General features: G+C 64.9%; 15 protein-coding genes and 1 pseudogene. 8 read left to right on the forward strand and 8 right to left on the reverse strand.

Annotation, left to right across the window (positions count from 1 at the left end):
* The first annotated feature begins 266 nt into the window (after positions 1-266).
* Together JEY66_RS24355 and JEY66_RS24360 are read left to right on the forward strand one after the other, a co-directional pair.
* Entirely contained in the window at positions 267-839 is a 573-nt protein-coding gene (locus tag JEY66_RS24355; RefSeq protein ID WP_018271562.1) for a PepSY domain-containing protein, read from the forward strand.
* A gap of 268 nt (positions 840-1,107) precedes the next feature.
* Positions 1,108-2,145, forward strand: coding sequence for an aspartate-semialdehyde dehydrogenase (locus JEY66_RS24360; RefSeq protein WP_018271561.1), 1,038 nt, complete (start codon positions 1,108-1,110; stop codon positions 2,143-2,145).
* A gap of 193 nt (positions 2,146-2,338) precedes the next feature.
* On the opposite strand, the gene queA is transcribed toward JEY66_RS24360, so the two are convergent.
* The 5 genes from queA to coaD form a co-directional block, all read right to left on the reverse strand.
* Positions 2,339-3,415 (reverse strand): tRNA preQ1(34) S-adenosylmethionine ribosyltransferase-isomerase QueA, encoded by a 1,077-nt coding sequence (gene queA, locus JEY66_RS24365; protein ID WP_018271560.1) that lies wholly within the window; start codon positions 3,413-3,415, stop codon positions 2,339-2,341.
* 115 nt (positions 3,416-3,530) lie between these two features.
* Entirely contained in the window at positions 3,531-3,995 is a 465-nt protein-coding gene (locus JEY66_RS24370; RefSeq protein ID WP_016846097.1) for a peptidylprolyl isomerase, read from the reverse strand.
* On the reverse strand, positions 3,971-4,411 hold the full coding sequence (locus JEY66_RS24375) for an energy transducer TonB (protein ID WP_016846096.1): 441 nt from the start codon (positions 4,409-4,411) through the stop codon (positions 3,971-3,973). The genes JEY66_RS24370 and JEY66_RS24375 overlap by 25 nt, the downstream gene beginning before the upstream one ends.
* Positions 4,412-4,417: 6 nt before the next feature.
* On the reverse strand, positions 4,418-4,981 hold the full coding sequence (locus JEY66_RS24380; protein ID WP_016846095.1) for a peptidylprolyl isomerase: 564 nt from the start codon (positions 4,979-4,981) through the stop codon (positions 4,418-4,420).
* Positions 4,982-5,027: 46 nt separating this feature from the next.
* The gene (gene coaD / locus JEY66_RS24385) at positions 5,028-5,525 is read right to left on the reverse strand and encodes a pantetheine-phosphate adenylyltransferase (RefSeq protein WP_016846094.1); all 498 of its coding nucleotides are present in this window, start codon (positions 5,523-5,525) and stop codon (positions 5,028-5,030) included.
* Between the two features lie 267 nt (positions 5,526-5,792).
* Here coaD and JEY66_RS24390 point away from each other — a divergent pair, with 267 nt between their 5' ends.
* The 3 genes from JEY66_RS24390 (at position 5,793) to JEY66_RS24400 (ending at position 9,108) form a co-directional block, all read left to right on the forward strand.
* Positions 5,793-6,050, forward strand: a complete 258-nt coding sequence (locus JEY66_RS24390; protein WP_016846093.1) for a hypothetical protein — start codon at positions 5,793-5,795, stop codon at positions 6,048-6,050.
* Between the two features lie 167 nt (positions 6,051-6,217).
* The gene (locus JEY66_RS24395; protein ID WP_051110169.1) at positions 6,218-8,116 is read left to right on the forward strand and encodes a potassium transporter Kup; all 1,899 of its coding nucleotides are present in this window, start codon (positions 6,218-6,220) and stop codon (positions 8,114-8,116) included.
* Between the two features lie 20 nt (positions 8,117-8,136).
* Positions 8,137-9,108 carry a phosphotransferase family protein gene (locus JEY66_RS24400; RefSeq protein WP_018271558.1) on the forward strand — a complete coding sequence of 324 codons (972 nt, stop codon included), beginning with the start codon at positions 8,137-8,139 and terminating at the stop codon, positions 9,106-9,108.
* Positions 9,109-9,163: 55 nt separating this feature from the next.
* Here JEY66_RS24400 and gyrA read toward each other — a convergent pair whose 3' ends face one another.
* From gyrA to JEY66_RS24415, 3 genes and pseudogenes are all read right to left on the reverse strand, one after another.
* Positions 9,164-11,890 (reverse strand): DNA gyrase subunit A, encoded by a 2,727-nt coding sequence (gene gyrA, locus JEY66_RS24405; protein WP_018271557.1) that lies wholly within the window; start codon positions 11,888-11,890, stop codon positions 9,164-9,166.
* 224 nt (positions 11,891-12,114) lie between these two features.
* Positions 12,115-12,512, reverse strand: a pseudogene (locus JEY66_RS24410) (DUF2306 domain-containing protein).
* Positions 12,513-12,770: 258 nt separating this feature from the next.
* Entirely contained in the window at positions 12,771-13,262 is a 492-nt protein-coding gene (locus JEY66_RS24415) for a single-stranded DNA-binding protein (RefSeq protein WP_018271556.1), read from the reverse strand.
* Between the two features lie 447 nt (positions 13,263-13,709).
* On the opposite strand from JEY66_RS24415, the gene JEY66_RS24420 reads away from it, so the two are divergent.
* The 3 genes from JEY66_RS24420 (at position 13,710) to uvrA (ending at position 18,710) form a co-directional block, all read left to right on the forward strand.
* On the forward strand, positions 13,710-14,456 hold the full coding sequence (locus tag JEY66_RS24420; protein ID WP_018271555.1) for an outer membrane protein: 747 nt from the start codon (positions 13,710-13,712) through the stop codon (positions 14,454-14,456).
* Between the two features lie 256 nt (positions 14,457-14,712).
* Positions 14,713-15,372, forward strand: a complete 660-nt coding sequence (locus JEY66_RS24425) for an outer membrane protein (RefSeq protein WP_026192744.1) — start codon at positions 14,713-14,715, stop codon at positions 15,370-15,372.
* Positions 15,373-15,722: 350 nt separating this feature from the next.
* Entirely contained in the window at positions 15,723-18,710 is a 2,988-nt protein-coding gene (gene uvrA, locus JEY66_RS24430; RefSeq protein ID WP_018271553.1) for an excinuclease ABC subunit UvrA, read from the forward strand.
* Positions 18,711-18,788: the final 78 nt, after the last annotated feature.

Here is an 18,788-nt window from a genome sequence, read left to right on the forward strand (position 1 = left end):
GAGCCTTGAAGGAAACAGAACGAAACCGTATTGTTTAGTTGCAATGAGACGCGGAACCCAAGTTCAGCCCCCCAACGGTTTCGTGTCGCCTTGTAACTTCGATCGTCACGACGGAGCTGCCGCCATCGCTCCGTCTGAACGTTCGGCGGCCGACCTCTGACTAACAAAGGTCGGCCGCACTTTCTCTGCCCGGGCGGCGGTTCGACGCGACGGATGCGACCATGACGACGGGACGATTACACGCACTGCGGCATTGGGCATTCGGCATGCGGCTGCTGGCAACCGCGCTCATTGCCCTGCCCTTCGCGACGCCGGCGTACGCGATCACGAGCTCAACTGCCGCGGCGCTCACCCCGCAAGACAACGACAGCGCGCTCGACGTGCACGCGGTTCGCCGCGAGCTCGACAGCTTCCAGGCCGCCCAGATCTCGCTGCGCAAGGCGATGGCGATTGCGGAGGCGCTGCACTCCGGCTCGATCACCGCCGACATCAGCTTCGACGGCGCGTCGGAGCCCGCTGTCTACCGGGTCAAGACCATGCAGCAGGACCGCATCTGGCGCCACGCCATTGACGCGGCGACCGGCGAAGTCGTGGGTGGCGAGGCCGCCGCGCCGCTGAAATCACTCGGCGCCGAAGACCGTGACAACCTCGTCGTGCTCAGGGCGCTCCGGCATCGCCTCGCCGACGCGGTGCGGGTGGCCGAGCACACGACCTCCGGAAAGGCGATCAGCGGCGGCCTGATGCGCGAACGCGGCAAGCTCAATTTCGTCATCGTCGTGCTCGCCGGCAGCGATCTGAAAGAGGTGATCCTCGAGCCGCCCGGCGCGCGCCGGCGCTGAGGCCCGGCGCGGGACTTGCCAGGTTTTCCTTGCCAAGTTCTCCCTCGCCAAGTTTTCGCCCCAAAGCCGTTGACGGACGCCGATCTGTCCCGCATAAGTCCGATCCATGATCACCGCGACCAAACGCACCAGCAAAACCGCCAAGCCCTCCGGGGCCTCGGGAGGCGTGCGCGCGTAGTCGGTCGAACCGCATCATCTCTACCCGAAGCCCCGCCTGATGAAGGTCCGGGGCTTTTTTATTGCCTGCAGCACACCCAACACATCTCAAATGGAGGATAAAGTGAGTAACGATCCCGTCGTCGCGATTGTCGGCGTAACCGGCGCCGTCGGCGCCGAATTCATCGCCACCATGGACAAGCGCGGCTTCCGCGTCGGCAAGCTGAAGGCGCTGGCGAGCGCCCGCTCGGCCGGCAAGACCGTCAGCTTCCGCGGCAAGCCGGTCGTGATCGAGGAACTGACCGAGCGCGCCTTCGAGGGCGTCGACATCGCGCTGTTCTCGGCCGGCAGCGGCATCTCCAGGAAGTTCGCGCCGCTTGCCGTGAAGTCCGGCGCCGTCGTGGTCGACAATTCCTCGGCGTTCCGGATGGACCCGAACGTGCCGCTGGTGATCCCCGAGATCAACGCCAACCGCATCCGCGACCACAAGGGCATCATCGCCAACCCGAACTGCGCCGCCATCACCGCGCTGGTGCCGCTGTGGCCGATCCACCAGAAGAACCGCATCAAGCGCGTGATCATCTCGACCTACCAGGCCGCGAGCGGCGCCGGCGCAGCCGCGATGGAGGAGCTCCTCGAGTCCACTCGCGCCAATCTCAACGGTCAGGTCTACACCCCGAAGGTGATGCCGCACCCCTACGCCTTCAACCTGTTCAACCACAACACCGCTGTTGATCCGGAGACCGGCTACAACGACGAGGAGACCAAGGTCATCAAGGAGACCCACAAGATCTTCGAGGACGAGAAGATCGCGGTCGGCGTCACCTGCGTGCGGGTGCCGGTGCTGCGCGCGCATTGCGAGGCGATCACCTTCGAATGCGAGAAGCCGATCACCGAGGACCAGGTGCGCGCGATCATGGCGCGGGCGCCGGGCGTCAAGGTCGTCGACGATCGCGCCAAGAACTACTTCCCGATGCCGATCGACGCCTCCGGCCAGGACGACGTGCTGGTCGGCCGCATCCGCAAGGATCTCAGCGACCCCAGCGGCCACTCGATCTCGATGTTCGTCGCGGCCGATCAGCTGCTCAAGGGCGCCGCCCTCAACGCGGTGCAGATCGCCGAGCTGCTGCCCGAACGCGCGATGGCGTGAATGCGAGAACCGTCATCCCCGCGCAACGGCGCAGCCATTGTCGCTGGAGGAGCCCGCGCGTCGGGCGTCTCGAAGGATGCGTCGGCCCCAGTCGGGCCGTCGCCCTCGAGGGCCGCTGAAGAAGCGGCCGCCTCCAGCGACAACGGCTGCGCCGTTGCGCGGGGGTGACGGTGAAGCGGCCGTGCTTGCGGAGCTAGCCTCGCGCCCGAAACAGCAAGCACGCATCGCCGTACGAATAGAACCGGTAGCCGTCCCTGATCGCGTGGGCGTAGGCGCGTTGCATCGTCTCGAGGCCGGAGAAGGCCGAGACCAGCATGAACAGCGTCGAGCGCGGCAGGTGGAAGTTGGTCAGCAAAATATCGACCGCGCGGAAGCGGTAGCCCGGCGTGATGAAGATCGAGGTTTCCGCCGCAAACGGCTCGATAGTGCCGTCGGCACTGGCGGCACTCTCCAGCAGCCGCAGCGAAGTAGTGCCGATCGCGACGATCCGGCCGCCTCTTGCGCGCGCGGCATTCAAGGCGGAAGCGGTCTCGGCGGTGATGCAGCCCCATTCGGCATGCATCTTGTGCTCCGAGGTCTCCTCGGTCTTCACCGGCAGGAACGTCCCTGCCCCGACATGCAGCGTCAGGCGGTGCAGCTCGACGCCGCGGCTCTTCAGCGCGGCCTCCAGCGCGGGCGTGAAATGCAGCCCCGCCGTGGGCGCTGCGACCGCGCCTTCATTGGTGGCGAACATGGTCTGGTAGTCGCTGACGTCCTTCTCGTCAGGCGTGCGCTTGGAGGCGATGTAGGGCGGCAGCGGCGTGGCGCCGACATCGGCGATCGCCTGGTCGAGCACCGGACCATGGAACGAGAATGACAGCGTCACCTCGCCCTCCTGCCCCTTGGCCTCGACCTCTGCATCGAGATTGCCGAGCAGGCACACCCTACCCTCATTGCCGAAGCGGATGGTGTCGCCGGGGCTGAGCTTCTTCGCCGGCTTCACCAGCGCCTGCCAGCGCGAGCCGTCGAGCCGCTTGATCAAGGTCGCCTCGATCTTCGGTTCGGTGTCGCGCCCGATCCGGCGGCCCCTGAGCTGCGCCGCGATCACCTTGGTGTCGTTGACGACGATCTGATCGCCCGCCTCCAGCCAATGCGGCAGGTCGGCGATGGTGGCGTCGCGCAGCACGCCGTCGGGATGCACCACCAGCATCCGTGCGGAATCGCGCGGGCTCGCGGGGCGAAGCGCGATGCTCTCGGGCGGCAGTTCGAAGTCGAAAAGGTCGGTGCGCATGGCGGTGACTAATAATTCAGCGCCGTCATTCCGGGGCACGCGAAGCGTGAACCCGGAATCTGGAGATTCCGGGTTCGATGCTGCGCATCGCCCCCGGAATGACGGAGTATTTGACTTACGCCGCGTCGGCGGCCATGCGCGCCTTGACGATCTTGTCCGGATCCTTCACCGGCTCGCCGCGCTTGATCTTGTCGACGTTCTCCATGCCCTCGGTGACCTTGCCCCAGACGGTGTACTGGCCGTTGAGGAAGGAGGCGTCGTCGAAGCAGATGAAGAACTGGCTGTCGCCGGAATCCGGATTGGCGGCGCGGGCCATCGAGGCGGTGCCGCGGACATGCGGCTCCTTGTTGAATTCGGCCTTCAGCTTCTTGCCGGAGCCGCCCATGCCGGTGCCCTGCGGGCAGCCGGTCTGCGCCATGAAGCCGTCGATCACGCGGTGGAACACGATGCCGTCGTAGAAGCCCTCGCGCACCAGCTCCTTGATCCGCGCGACGTGGCCGGGCGCGAGATCCGGGCGCATCTCGATCGTGACCGGGCCCTGCGTGGTTTCGAGGATCAGAGTATTTTCGGTAGCAGCCATGCTCGCTTCTCCTGGCTTCGGGGTGGATACTTCTTATTCCTGAACGGGATCGCGAATGGGCGGCCGGCGACTGCGCCGCCGAGACTCTCGGTAAATGGCAACGGCGTGCAGCGTTGCAACGCCTCCATCACCGCGACCCGGTATGCAATCCGGTCGTTGTCGGTCGCCTCCTGCGATTCATAGCTGATCCTGGGATGTCCGAGGATCGCGCCCTCGCGGTTGAAGCTGACAATGACGGTGATGTCGATCGGGCCGGCCTTGTCCGCCGGCGGCGGCCGCCAGCAGCGGTGGATAGCAAGAACAACGTCCTTGATCGTATTGAGTTGCTCCGGCTCGGCCGCCGCAGATCCGGTCAGCGCGAGCCACACCAGCAGCGGCGCGGCGAACCAGGCACATGGTTTGCTGCGCGCCGCCATCGCGGATCACTTGATGTCGGATGCGACCTGCACCTTCACCATCTTGTCGGGATCGGTGACGGCTCCGCCAGGCGAGCCCGCAGACGCCTTCTTCAGCTTGTCGACCACGTCCATGCCCTGCACCACCTCGCCGATCACGGTGTACTGGCCGTTCAGGCTCGGTCCGTCGGCGAACATGATGAAGAACTGCGAATTGGCGCTGTCGACGCTGTCGCCGCGCCGGGCCATGCCGACGATGCCGCGCTTGAACGGCACCTGGGAGAATTCCTGCTTCAGGTTCGGGTATTTCGAGCCGCCGGTGCCGTTGAAGTTCTGGCCGTCGCCGGTCTGCGCCATGAAGCCGTCCATCACGCGATGGAACGGCACGTTGTTGTAGAAGCCCTCGCGCGCCAGCTGCTTGATGCGCTCGGCATGCTTGGGCGCAATGTCGGTGCGCAGCTTGATGACGATGCGGCCCTTGGTGGTGTCGATCACGATCGCATCGGCCTTGTCGAGATTGGCCGGCAGCGACTGCGCGACCACGGGCACGGCGCAGAGCAGCGCGGCAACGAATGCAAGAATGCGGATCATGGCAACTCCGGAGCTTTAACGATCGGGGTGTGGCAGGCCGCCGGGATCAGCCGGCGAACTTGGCCTTCAGGCTAGCGGCAACCGATGACGGCACGAATGCAGAGAAGTCGCCGCCCATCTGGGCGATTTGGCGCACCAGTGTGGCGGTGATCGGGCGGACCGCGACCGACGCCGGAACGAACACGGTATGCACCTCGGGCGCCATGGCCTCGTTCATGCCGGCAAGCTGCATCTCGTAATCGAGATCGGTGCCGTCGCGCAGGCCGCGAATCATCAACGTGGCCTTGGTCGCGCGCGCCGCCGCCACCGTGAGGTTGTCATAGGTCGCGCTCTCGAAGGCGCAGCCCGCCTGCTGGGCGATGGGGCCGAACACCTCATGGACCATGGCCAGCCGTTCCTCGGTGGAAAACAGCGGCTTCTTGCCGGGATGGACGCCAATGGCGACGATCAGGCGGTCGCAGAGGAAGACGGCCTGTTTCACCACGTCCAGATGGCCGTTGGTGACGGGATCGAAGGAGCCAGGATAGATCGCGATACGGGACATGGTCCCTCCTAACCCGCCCGGCTCTCCCCGGCAAGCCGCCCGGGTTCCATCGCCTGCTCGAAACAAATTTCCAGTCGTCCAGTGAACGAGTCCTGGGATGCCAGCGTCTACGGGGGTGAATGTTTCGTCGGCCGTTGGCGGACGAAACAAAACCGGCCCGCGACGAAACCATTTCCCGGGGTGGCGAAGACACCAGGAAACTTGCGGCCGGTAGACATTCGACAATGAAACGATGGGCCCGGGCGGCCCGATCAACTGGGGACCGTCATGATCAAGGCACTTTCCGCCGTCGCTGTGGCCGCGTTCATTGCCGCCGCGCTCACCGTGCTGCCGGGCTTTGCGCCGCAGGTCGAAGCCTCCACCCCGCAGCCGCTGGCCAAGAGCGACCGTCTCGACGTCCACCCGATCGGCAAGGACTGCTCGCAGCAGGCCTGGCCGAATTTCGAGGCCTCGTGCCTGCGCACCGCCGGCAACAAGACGGTGGTTCGCGAAGCCCGCCTGGTCACCGCAGACCGTACCCCGTAGCGCGTATTCAAGCGAAGTCGGTCGTCAGCCTGGCGTAAGGTCGGGCCGTCACACAAAACCCAATGGTAATTTGCGACGTCCCGTCGCAGACTATCGTCTAAGGCGCCCGGCCGGATGACCTGGCGCGCGCAAGACATCGGGGGATTGCCGTGACGAGTACGCCCGCCATCGTTTCTTCTGGCCGCCCCCCGTCCAGTCCGATCCCGGTTGCCGTCACGCTCGGTGCCCTCGGCGTCGTCTATGGCGACATCGGCACCAGTCCCCTCTACGCCCTGAAGGAAGCAGCCAAGGCCGCCACCCATGGCGGTCCGCTTACCGAGAGCGCGGTGCTCGGCGTGGTCTCGCTGATCCTGTGGGCGCTGATCCTCATCATCTCGATCAAATACGCGATGCTGATCTTGCGCGCCGACAACCGCGGCGAAGGCGGCATCGTCGCGCTCCTGGCGCTGCTCTCGGCGCGCAACGCCGCGCCCGGCACCTGGCGCGCCCACCTTCTGGTGGTCGGCCTGATCGGCGCAGCCCTCCTCTATGGCGACGGCGCCATCACGCCGGCCATCTCGGTGCTGTCGGCGATCGAAGGCCTCAAGGTCGACGCGCCCTCGCTGACGCCTGCGGTGGTGCCGATCACCGTCGTCATCCTGATCGGCCTGTTCATGATGCAGAAGCAGGGCACCGGCTTCATCGGGAGGATCTTCGGTCCGGTGATGCTGTTCTGGTTCGCCGTGCTGGCGGCCCTAGGCATTCACGGCATCGTCAAGGCGCCCGGCGTGCTGGTTGCGCTGAGCCCGCTTTATGCATTCGATTTCCTGATCCATCAGGATTTTCACGTCAGCTTCGCCATCCTCGGCGCCGCCTTCCTCGCGGTCACCGGCGGTGAGGCGATGTATGCCGACATGGGACATTTCGGCCGCTTTCCGATCCGGCTCGCCTGGTTCGCCGTCTGCCTGCCTGCCCTGGTGCTGAACTATTTCGGCCAGGCCGCGCTGTTGATCACCGATCCGACCGCGATCGAAAACCCGTTCTTCCAGCTGTCGCCTGACTGGTCGCATTACCCGCTCGTCCTGCTCGCGACCATCGCCACCGTGATTGCCTCGCAGGCCATCATCTCGGGTGTGTTCTCGCTGACCCAGCAATCGATCCAGCTCGGCTTCCTGCCGCGCATGCACATCGAGCACACCACGAGCGATGCGATCGGGCAGATCTACGTGCCGCTGGTGAACTGGCTGCTCGCCGCGGGAACGCTCGGCGCGGTGCTGGCCTTCGGCACCTCGGACGCGCTCGCCGGCGCCTACGGCATCGCAGTGTCGCTGTTGATGGCGATCACCACGCTGCTTGCAGCGCTGGTCGCGATCCGGTGGGGCTATTCGCCGATCATCGTGATCGCCGTGAACGGCTTTTTCTTCATCATCGACGCGATCTTCTTTGCGGCGAACTCGACCAAGCTGTTCGAAGGCGGCTGGTTCCCGCTGCTGCTTGCGGCCGCCGTTGCGTTTCTGATGCTGACCTGGCGCGGCGGCGTGAAACTGGTCGAGACGGCGCGCAGCAAGCTGCGTCAGCCGGAAGAAGATCTGATCGAGACCGCGGTCAACAAGTGCCACAGCAGGCTGCCGGGCACCGCCATATTCCTCGCCTCCGCCCCTAAAGGCGTGCCGCTCGCCTTGACCCAGTTCGTCAAGCACAACCACGTGCTGCACCAACGCGTGCTGCTGGTCACCGTCCAGATCGAGGAATCCCCGCGCATCTCGGACGAGGATCGCGTTGTGGTTCACGACGTAACCCCGGGCATCATCCGGGTCATCCTGCGTTACGGCTTCATGCAATATCCGACCATTTACGAAGGGCTGAAGCTCGCCTGCCGTCAGGGCAAACTGCCCGGTGTGCGTCTGACCGATGTGACCTACTACATCGGCCGCGAAACCATCATTCCGCGGGAAGACATTCCGGGCATGTGGGTGTGGCGGGAATCGCTGTTCGCCTTCCTGCAGCGCAACGCCGAGCGGTCGGCGGCGTTCTTCGGCGTGCCGACCGGACAGGTCGTGGAGTTCGGGACGGAGATCGAGATCTAGTCCCGCGGCCGGATGCGGACATGTCAGACGATCCGCCTCTTCAGCTGAAGCCGCGGCTGGAGATTTCGATCGACCAGGCGCAGGCGATCATTGATCGGGTTGCGCCGGGATCGCCCGTGGCAGCCATCACCGAACTGCACGGCGGCGAGATCAGCACGATCCTCGAGATCACGCGGGCCGATGCGCCAAGCTGCATCCTCAAGGTCTATCCCGCCCAGCTGCAATGGAAGATGGCGAAGGAGGTCTATGTCCTTGGTCTTGTGCGCGACGCCGGCATTGCCATTCCCCGTATCCTCATGGCCGACGACAGCCGCGCGCTGATCGACCTCAATTTTGTGCTGATGAGCAAGCTCGACGGCGTCGTGCTCGGCAACCGCGAGGCGGCGCTGACGGATCAGGAGCTGTTTTCGATCTACGCCGCCATGGGCGCGGCGCTCCGCCATATCAATGGCATCACGCTCGACAGCTTCGGCTATATCGGCCCGCACGGCGTCTGGACGTCGCACCCGACCAACCGCGCCTACATGTCCGCGCAGTTCGAGCGGAAGCTGACCGAGTTTTGCACGCGCGGCGGGGACGAAGCGCTGGCCGCGCGGCTGCGGGCCGGCATCCTGGCGCGCAGCGTCCTGCTCGACGCAGCCGACACGCCCCGCCTCTGCCACTATGACTTCCACGCCGGCAACGTGCTGGTGACACCGGAGGGGCAGCCGCGTCTCACCGGCATCGTCGATTTCGAGAATGCCACCGCCGGGGATCCGCTGATGGACGTCGCCAAGGCGCTCTACTACTTCACGCCGAAGGACGCGCCGAAGCGCGACGGATTGCTCGCGGGTTATGGCGCGAGCGACCGTTCTGATTGGGAAGCCACGATCGCCCTCTACCGGCTGGCCTCGACGCTCGAGCTGTGGTGCTGGTTCGCCCAGATCGGGAAGATGGACGCGCTCCCGAAGATCACCGAGGAGTTGGAACGCGCCGCGAATACCTTGGCGTAGCCCGGATTTCGCTTCGCTTCATCCGGGCTACAGGAAATTCAACGGCCCGGCGGCGCTAGCCGCCGTTGCCGTTCTCGCCGTTTTCCTCTTCCGGAATGTGCTCGACCGAGACCACGTGCTCGTCCTCGGCGGTGTCGAACACGATCACGCCCTGGGTTGAGCGGCCGGCGACGCGGATGTCGGCGACCGGGCAGCGGATCAGCTGGCCCTTGTCGGTGACCAGCATGATCTGGTCGGCGTCCTCGACCGGGAACGATGCCACCAGGTTGCCGTTGCGGTTGTTGACGCTCATCGCGACGATGCCTTTGCCGCCGCGGCCGGTGGTGCGGTACTCGTAGGACGAGGTCCGCTTCCCATAGCCGTTGACGGAGACGGTCAGCACGACCTGCTCGGCCGCCGACAGCTCGGCATAGCGCTCCTGCGACAGCTGGATCGCATTCGCGGTCTCCTCGCCTTCGGCCTCGACCGGCTCCTCGGCCGCGGCTTCGCCGGCCACGGCGCGGCGCATCTTCAGGTAGGCCGAGCGCTCGTCCGAGGTGGTCTCGACATGGCGCAGGATCGCCAGCGAGATCAGCTTGTCGGCCTCGGCCAGCGCGATGCCGCGCACGCCCATCGAGGTACGGCCGGTGAAGACGCGCACATCGGTGACGGGGAAACGGATGCACTGGCCGCCGGCGGCGGTCAGCAGCACGTCGTCATGCTCGGTGCAGATCTGCACGTCGACGATCGCCTCGCCTTCCCCGAGCTTCATGGCGATGATGCCGGAGCGGCGCACATCGACGAAGTCGGACAGCTTGTTGCGGCGAACCGTGCCGCCGGTCGTCGCGAACATCACGTCGAGATTGGCCCAGGAGGATTCATCCTCCGGCAGCGGCATGATGGTGGTGATGCGCTCGCCCTGCTCCAGCGGCAGGATGTTGATCAGCGCCTTGCCGCGCGCGTTCGGCGCCGCCATCGGCAGCCGCCAGACCTTTTCCTTGTAGACCTGGCCGCGCGACGAGAAGAACAGCACCGGCGTGTGCGTGGACGCCACGAACAGGCGCGAGACGAAATCCTCGTCGCGGGTCTGCATGCCGGCGCGGCCCTTGCCGCCGCGGCGCTGCGCCCGGTAGGTCGACAGCGGCACGCGCTTGACGTAGCCCGCGTGCGACACGGTCACGACCATGTCCTCGCGCTGGATCAGGTCCTCGTCCTCGACCTCGCCTTCCTGCTCGATGATCTCGGTCTTCCGCGGCGTGGCGAACTGCTGCTTCACCTCGGCGAGTTCGGTCTTGACGATGCCCTGGACGCGCGCACGCGAGCGCAGGATGTCGAGATAGTCGGCGATCTCGGCGGCGAGCTTGTCGAGCTCTTCGGAGATCTCGTCCCGCCCCAGCGCGGTCAGGCGCTGCAGCCGAAGGTCGAGGATGGCCCTGGCCTGCTCCATCGACAGCCGCAGCGTGCCGTCCTCGTTGATGCGATGCCGGGGATCGTCGATCAGCGTGATCATCGCCTCGACGTCGCGCGCCGGCCAGTCGCGCGACATCAGGGCCTCGCGCGCGGTGTTCGGATCGGGCGAGGTCCGGATGACGCGGATGATCTCATCGATGTTGGCGACCGCGATCGCGAGGCCGACCAGGATGTGGGCGCGGTCTCGCGCCTTGCCGAGCAGGAACTTGGTCCGCCGGGTCACCACCTGCTCGCGGAACGCGACGAAGATGGTGAGCAGGTCCTTCAGATTCATCGTCTGTGGACGGCCGGAATCCAGCGCCAGCATGTTGGCCGGGAAATTGGTCTGCAGCGGTGTGAACCGGTAGAGCTGGTTCAGCACCACGTCGGGCACCGCTTCGCGCTTCAGTTCGATGACGACGCGATAGCCGTCGCGATCGGACTCGTCGCGCAGGTCCCCGATGCCCTCGATCTTCTTCTCTTTGACGAGATCGGCGATGCGCTCGACCATCGTCGCCTTGTTCACCTGATAGGGAATCTCGGTGATGACGATCGCTTCACGGTCCTTGCGGATGGTGTCGATCGTCACCTTGCCGCGCATCACGATCGAGCCGCGGCCGAGATGGTAGGCGCTGCGAATGCCCTGGCGGCCCAGGATGACGCCGCCGGTCGGGAAGTCCGGTCCGGGAATGATGTCGATCAGTTCGTCGATTGTGAGCGCCGGATTGTCGATCAGCGCCACGCAGGCGTCGACGACCTCGCCGAGATTGTGCGGCGGGATGTTGGTCGCCATGCCGACGGCGATGCCGCCGGCGCCATTGACCAGCAGGTTCGGGAACCGGGCCGGCAGAACCGACGGCTCCTTCTCGGAGTTGTCGTAGTTCGGCTGGAAATCGACGGTTTCCATGTCGATGTCGGCCAGAACGGCAAGCGCCGCCCGGGTCAGCCGCGCTTCCGTATATCGATAGGCGGCCGGCGGATCGCCGTCGACCGAACCGAAATTGCCCTGGCCGTCGATCAGCGGCACGCGCAGCGAGAAATCCTGCGCCATGCGGACCATCGCGTCGTAAATCGACTGGTCGCCATGCGGGTGATATTTACCGATCACGTCGCCGACGACGCGCGCGGATTTCACGTATTTCTTGTCCGGCGTATGTCCCTGCTCATGCATCGAATAGAGGATGCGCCGGTGCACCGGCTTGAGCCCGTCGCGCGCATCGGGCAGCGCACGCGACACGATCACGCTCATCGCGTAATCGAGGTAGGACTTCTTCATCTCGTCGAGAATGGAAACGGGACGAATATCTGAGGGTCCCGGCGGCTCGCCGGGCTTGTGGTCGTCGTTATCGGACAAAGGGGAAATCCGGTCGGTTCTACTGGGGAATCATATAGCCCATCGGAGGCCTGATAACCACCCTCGGGCGGCTCCGGCAAGCCGTTTTTCCGTTCGTTTTTTCATGCACTTAGGGGTTGGACACCGAGGTTCCGGCTGCTTGGTCGGGAAGCGTGCAGCGAATGACGAAGAGCGAACGGAAAAATCCCTATTCGCCACTCGCCATAGGCTGCTCGCCTCTTCCGTCACTGGCCGAAAACCACCGCATGCATGATCCGCCCGGGCATCAAGGTGAACAGTCCGGCGATGAGCAGTGCGCCGAAGAAGATGCCGATCATCGTGAACCTGTGGCGGCGGACATTGTGGCTCCGAGCCGCCATTACGCCGAGCACAAGCGCGCCAGCGAGAAGATCGACAGCAGGTGGATCGGGCTCCAGGGACCGACCAGCTGGATCTGATGGATCCAGAACGAGCTTCCGGCGACCACCAGCATCAGGATCACCCAGATCCAGCCCAGGGTCCGGTGCGGCAGCGTGCCTTTGGGGACGGCGAGCTGGATGGAGCCGAGCACGAAGGCAGCCATCGCGGCAAAGGCGTGGAGCGGGATCGCAGGCGCGGCGTCGAGCAATGGCGCGAGGCTCATGATGGCGGCCCTCGAGTGAAGCTCGCGGCCAGACATCAACTGCCGCAGGCAAATGTAAATATCATTTACATTCACCTGTGTCAAAGTCCAGGGAACCCGCATCCCTGCACGGAGGATCAGCGACGTTCCGACAGACAGTTATCGGGTTATCCTCATATTCCACACGAGGAAATTGCTGCTCCGGATCGCATCAACCGTTCCGGAGAATGATCTTCACGGAACGGCGCCTGACGGAATGGATGGAAGCGCGACCGCTCCTCAGAACGGGATGTCGTCGTCCATGTCGCTGTTGCGGCTGCCGCCACCCGCGGCGACGGCGCGGCGCGGCGCCGAGCTGACCGGTCCGGACGAGCCGAAATCGCTGCCGGCATCATCAGAGAAGCTGCCGCCTCCGCCGCCCCGCCCGTCGAGCATGGTGAGGTTGGAGTTGAAGCCCTGCAGCACGACTTCGGTCGAGTACTTCTCGACGCCGCTCTGGTCGGTCCATTTGCGGGTCTGCAGCTGACCCTCGATGTACACCTTGGCGCCCTTCTTCAGATACTGCTCGGCGACCTTGCAGAGGCCCTCGTTGAAGATCACGACGCGGTGCCACTCGGTCTTTTCCTTGCGCTCGCCGGTGCCCTTGTCGCGCCAGGTTTCCGAGGTGGCGATGGAAAGGTTTGCGATCGGACGGCCGTCCTGCGTCCGCCGGATTTCCGGATCCTTGCCGAGATTTCCCACCAGGATCACCTTGTTCACGCTTCCTGCCATCGCATCATCTCCACTCAAAAACCGGGCGTCCGGACATCGGCCGCCACTCTCAACCTTCGCCACTTACGTCGCAGGCGTCGTGGATGACCCTATACGCCGGTGCCGGCTCGCCGCCTTTGCCCTCACGCCGGTTATCCACGATATTCAAGATATAGCATCGCATCCGGAATTGTTCCAGTTTTGTTCGCACAACCAGCCGTAGAAACGGCCAGTGCCGACCGAGCGGCAGTCGATCTCGGCACCGGCCGACACCCGGCAACGAGATTTAGAAAAACAACAAACAAATCAGCACCTTGCCTTATCGTTACTTCTTCCGGGAGTGTTGCATTTGGGAGACGGCGTTTCCGGTTGAATCAGCGTATAGCTCCAGCCGTGGCGCGGGCGCTCGCGTCTGGGATCGTGCTTCGGGACCGTTTGGAAGCCGATCGGGGAATTGGGGGACTGATAATGAAGAAGTTTTTGCTCGGTACGGTTGCTCTGATTGCGTTTGCTGCGCCTGCCGCGGCCGCCGATCTCGCTGCGCGCCCCTACACCAAGGCGCCGCCGCCGGTGGTTGCCCCGATCTATGACTGGACCGGCTTCTACATCGGCGCCAACGGCGGCTGGGGCTCGAGTCACAATTGCTGGGACCAGCTCCCGGCCGGCATCTTCCTCGCCTCGGACGGTTGCCATGACGCAACGGGCGGCGTCGCCGGTGGCCAGATCGGCTATCGCTGGCAGGCCGGCGCCTGGGTGTTCGGCCTTGAAGCGCAGGGCGACTGGGCTGACCTGAAGGGCAGCAACGGCAGCGCGATCTTCCCGGGCCTGTTCACCAACCAGTCCAAGATCGACGCGTTCGGCCTGTTCACCGGCCAGATCGGTTACGCCGTCAACAACGTGCTGCTCTATGCCAAGGGCGGCGCGGCGCTGACCGACAACCGCTTCAACACCTACTTCACCCCGACCGGCGTGCTGGTCGGCAGCGCCAGCGACACCCGTTGGGGCGGCACTGTCGGCGCCGGCATCGAAGTCGGCTTCGCGCCGAACTGGACCGCAGGCATCGAATACGACCACCTGTTCATGCAGGACAAGACCTACAACCTGATCGCCCCCAACGGCACGCTGAACAGCACCATCCGTGATCGCCAGGACGTCGACCTCGTCACCGTCCGCGTGAACTACAAGTGGGGTGGCCCGGTCGTCGCGCGCTACTGATCGCGCCAGGCCGATTGATCCAGACGAAAGGCCGGCCTCGCGCCGGCCTTTTTGTTTGTGCCTGTTTGTGCGCCGGCTTTTTCGTTGCGTGTGCACGCGCACTTCACCGGGGCCGTTTTCGGTGCGTTGTGGTTTCGCGGATACACACGTTCCGGCATTTCTCTGTAGAAGCACCAGCACGTCACGCGACACTGCTGTGACGCTCTCTTCAATATCTCTGAAGGGACAACAAGAAAATGGGACTGGGACTTTGAAAATGAGGACTGTTTTGCTGGCCTCGGCCGGCATGTTTGCACTGAGCGCTTTTGCACCGGCGATGGCCGCCGACATGGCGGCGCGCGCGCCTTACGTGAAGGCTCCGCCGCCGGCCGCGATCTACAACTGGACCGGCTTCTACGTCGGCGGCTTCGGCGGCTACGCCAGCGAGAACTCCGGCACCCCGAGCATGGAAGGCGGCTTCGGCGGCGGCACGATCGGCTACAACTGGCAGGCCGGCAACATCGTGTACGGCCTTGAGGTCGACGCTGCAGGCGCTGACATCGACGCGTCGGTCTCGACGCTGGGCGTTACCGCCCGGAGCAAGATCGACTCGCTCGGCACCGTGCGCGGCCGCTTCGGCTTCGCCGTCGACAAGGTGCTGTTCTACGGCACCGGCGGCTACGCTTGGGTCAACAACGAGGTCAGCGTCACCGCGCTCGGCGTCACCGCCTCGCAGAGCAACTTCCACTCCGGCTGGACCGTCGGCGCCGGCGTCGAAGCGTTCATCGCGCCGCAGTGGTCGATCAAGGGCGAATACCTGTATCGCAGCCTCGACAGCGAAAACTATTTCGGCGTGCCCTCCGGCACGCTCGAGCTGCACAGCGCCCAGTTCGGCGTCAACTATCACTTCGGCGGCCCGATCGTCGCCAGGTACTAAGATCGATCTGCGATCAGATCGCGCGGAAAGGCCGGCCTCGCGCCGGCCTTTTTGCGTAAGAGCGTTTTTGAGCGAGGTGGATTCCGGTTCGCGTCAAGAAAACGCGCCAAAGCAGGAATCAGGAGCCCCCGTTCCGATTCGATCGGAACGGCAAAATGCTCTGGCGGAACCGGCGCTGCTGACGGCTGCTGCCATCAGGCAAACTATCCGTTGATGGACGCAACTCAGCACTGGAAATTGTTGGCCGTTCTTCCTACGTTCCAGTCTTCACACCCCATCGGCGCAAGGTCCCGGCATCACCGGCGATGCGCGCCCAAAAGGCGCCCAAGCATGCGCCCGGAACTGTCGCTATGGATGAAGTGCTCAAGGCGAAGCGCCAACAGAACGCCGGCTCCTCATCGCGCGCCATCACGATCCGTGGCGCGCGCGAACACAATCTGAAGAACATCGACGTCGAGATTCCCCGCGACAAGCTCGTGGTGTTCACCGGCCTGTCCGGCTCCGGCAAGTCGTCGCTCGCGTTCGACACCATCTATGCCGAGGGCCAGCGCCGCTACGTCGAATCGCTGTCGGCCTATGCGCGCCAGTTCCTCGAGATGATGCAGAAGCCGGATGTCGACCAGATCGACGGCCTGTCGCCGGCGATCTCGATCGAGCAGAAGACGACGTCGAAGAACCCGCGCTCGACCGTCGGCACCGTCACCGAGATCTACGACTACATGCGCCTGCTGTGGGCGCGCGTCGGCGTGCCCTATTCGCCGGCCACCGGCCTGCCGATCGAGAGCCAGATCGTCTCGCAGATGGTCGACCGCGTGCTGGCGCTGCCGGAAGGCACCCGCCTCTACCTGCTGGCGCCGGTCGTGCGCGGCCGCAAGGGCGAGTACAAGAAGGAGCTCGCCGAGTATCTCAAGAAGGGCTTTCAGCGCGTCAAGATCGACGGCACCTTCTACGAACTGTCCGAGGCGCCCGCGCTCGACAAGAAATTCCCGCACGACATCGACGTCGTGGTCGATCGCATCGTGGTGCGTCCCGACCTCGCCCAGCGCCTCGCGGAAAGCTTTGAGACCGCGCTGAAGCTCGCCGAGGGCCTCGCCGTGATCGAATACGCCGACGCGCCGGCGGCGGCCGCGCAGGACGACAAGAAAGAGGACAAGAAGAAGACCGCGAAGATCCACGACAAGAGCGGTCCCGAGCGCATCCTGTTCTCGGAGAAATTCGCCTGTCCGGTCTCCGGCTTCACGATCCCCGAGATCGAGCCGCGCCTGTTCTCGTTCAACAACCCCTATGGCGCTTGCCCGGCCTGCGGCGGCCTCGGCGTCGAGCAGCATATCGACGAGGACCTCGTCATCCCCGACAAGGAGCTGACCTTGCGCAAGGGCGTGATCGCGCCTTGGGCGAAATCGTCCTCGCCCTATTACATCCAGACCCTGACCGCGCTCGGCAAGCACTACAAGTTCACGCTCGACACCAAGTGGAAGGACCTCACCAAGAAGGTCCAGAACGCGCTGCTGCACGGCTCCGGCGACGACGAGATCAAGTTCTCCTATGAGGACGGCGTCCGCTCCTACGACACCAAGAAGCCGTTCGAGGGCGTCATCACCAACATCAACCGCCGCTACCGCGAGACTGAGAGCGAGTGGGCGCGCGAGGAGCTCGGCAAGTATTTCTCCGACGTGCCTTGCGCCGGCTGCAACGGCCACCGGCTGAAGCCGGAGGCGCTGTGCGTCAAGATCGGCGGCAAGCATATCGGCGAGATCTCGGAGCTCTCGGTGAAGCGCGCCGGCGAATGGTTCGAGACGGTGCCGGAGGCGCTGAACGCCCAGCAGAACGAGATCGCGACGCGCATCCTCAAGGAGATCCGCGAGCGCCTGACCTTCCTGCTCGACGTCGGCCTGAACTACCTGACGCTGTCGCGCTCGTCCGGCACGTTGTCGGGCGGCGAGAGCCAGCGCATCCGCCTCGCCTCGCAGATCGGCTCGGGCCTCACCGGCGTGCTCTATGTGCTGGACGAGCCGTCGATCGGCCTGCACCAGCGCGACAATGCCCGCCTGCTCGACACGCTGAAGCGGCTGCGCGACCTCGGCAATACCGTGGTCGTGGTCGAGCATGACGAGGACGCCATCCGCCTTGCCGATTACGTGCTCGATATCGGGCCCGGCGCCGGCATGCATGGCGGCCACATCGTCGCCGAGGGCACGCCCGACCAGATCATGCGCAACCCGAAATCGCTGACCGGCAAGTATCTGACCGGCGAGCTTTCGGTCCCCGTGCCCGACCGGCGGCCGCCGAACCACCGGCGCACCATCAAGGTCGTCAACGCCCGCGGCAATAACCTCAAGAACGTCTCGGCCGAGATTCCGCTCGGCCTGTTCACCTGCGTCACCGGCGTGTCCGGCGGCGGCAAGTCGACGCTGCTGATCGACACGCTGTACCGCGCCATCGCCCGCAAGCTCAACAACGCCAGCGAAGGCGCCGCGCCGCACGACCGCATCGAGGGCCTCGAGCACATCGACAAGATCATCGACATCGACCAGTCGCCGATCGGCCGCACGCCGCGTTCCAACCCCGCGACCTATACCGGCGCCTTCACGCCGATCCGCGAATGGTTCGCCGGCCTGCCCGAGGCGAAGGCGCGCGGCTACGAGCCCGGGCGCTTCTCCTTCAACGTCAAGGGCGGCCGCTGCGAGGCCTGCCAGGGCGACGGCGTCATCAAGATCGAGATGCACTTCCTGCCCGACGTCTACGTCACCTGCGACACCTGCAAGGGCAAGCGCTACAACCGCGAGACGCTGGAGGTGCTGTTCAAGGGCAAGAGCATCGCCGACGTGCTCGACATGACGGTCGAGGAAGCCGCCGAGTTCTTCAAGGCGGTGCCGCGCGTGCGCGAGACCTTCCAGACCCTGCACCGCGTCGGCCTAGACTACATCCATGTCGGCCAGCAGGCGACGACGCTGTCGGGCGGCGAAGCCCAGCGCGTCAAGCTTGCCAAGGAGCTGTCAAAGCGCGCCACCGGCCGCACGCTCTACATCCTGGACGAGCCGACCACCGGCCTGCACTTCCATGACGTCGCAAAACTGCTCGAGGTGCTGCACGAGCTGGTCGCGCAGGGCAACACGGTGGTGGTGATCGAGCACAATCTCGAAGTCATCAAGACCGCCGACTGGGTGATCGACCTCGGCCCCGAAGGCGGCGACGGCGGCGGCGAGATCGTCGCCTGGGGTCCCCCGGAGGACATCGTCAAGGCACCGCGCAGCTACACCGGCAAGTTTTTGGCGCCGGTGCTGAAGAAGGCGAACAGCAAGCCAAGGAAGAGCTCAGCAAGCGAGGCGGCGGAGTGACATTGGTAGGGTGAGCGGGCTGCGAACAAGCTTCGCGTTCGGAGATGACAGCGCTCCGCACACCGCTGCGGCGCGCGC

Source organism: Bradyrhizobium elkanii USDA 76, assembly GCF_023278185.1.
In the GTDB taxonomy this organism is placed as follows: domain Bacteria; phylum Pseudomonadota; class Alphaproteobacteria; order Rhizobiales; family Xanthobacteraceae; genus Bradyrhizobium; species Bradyrhizobium elkanii.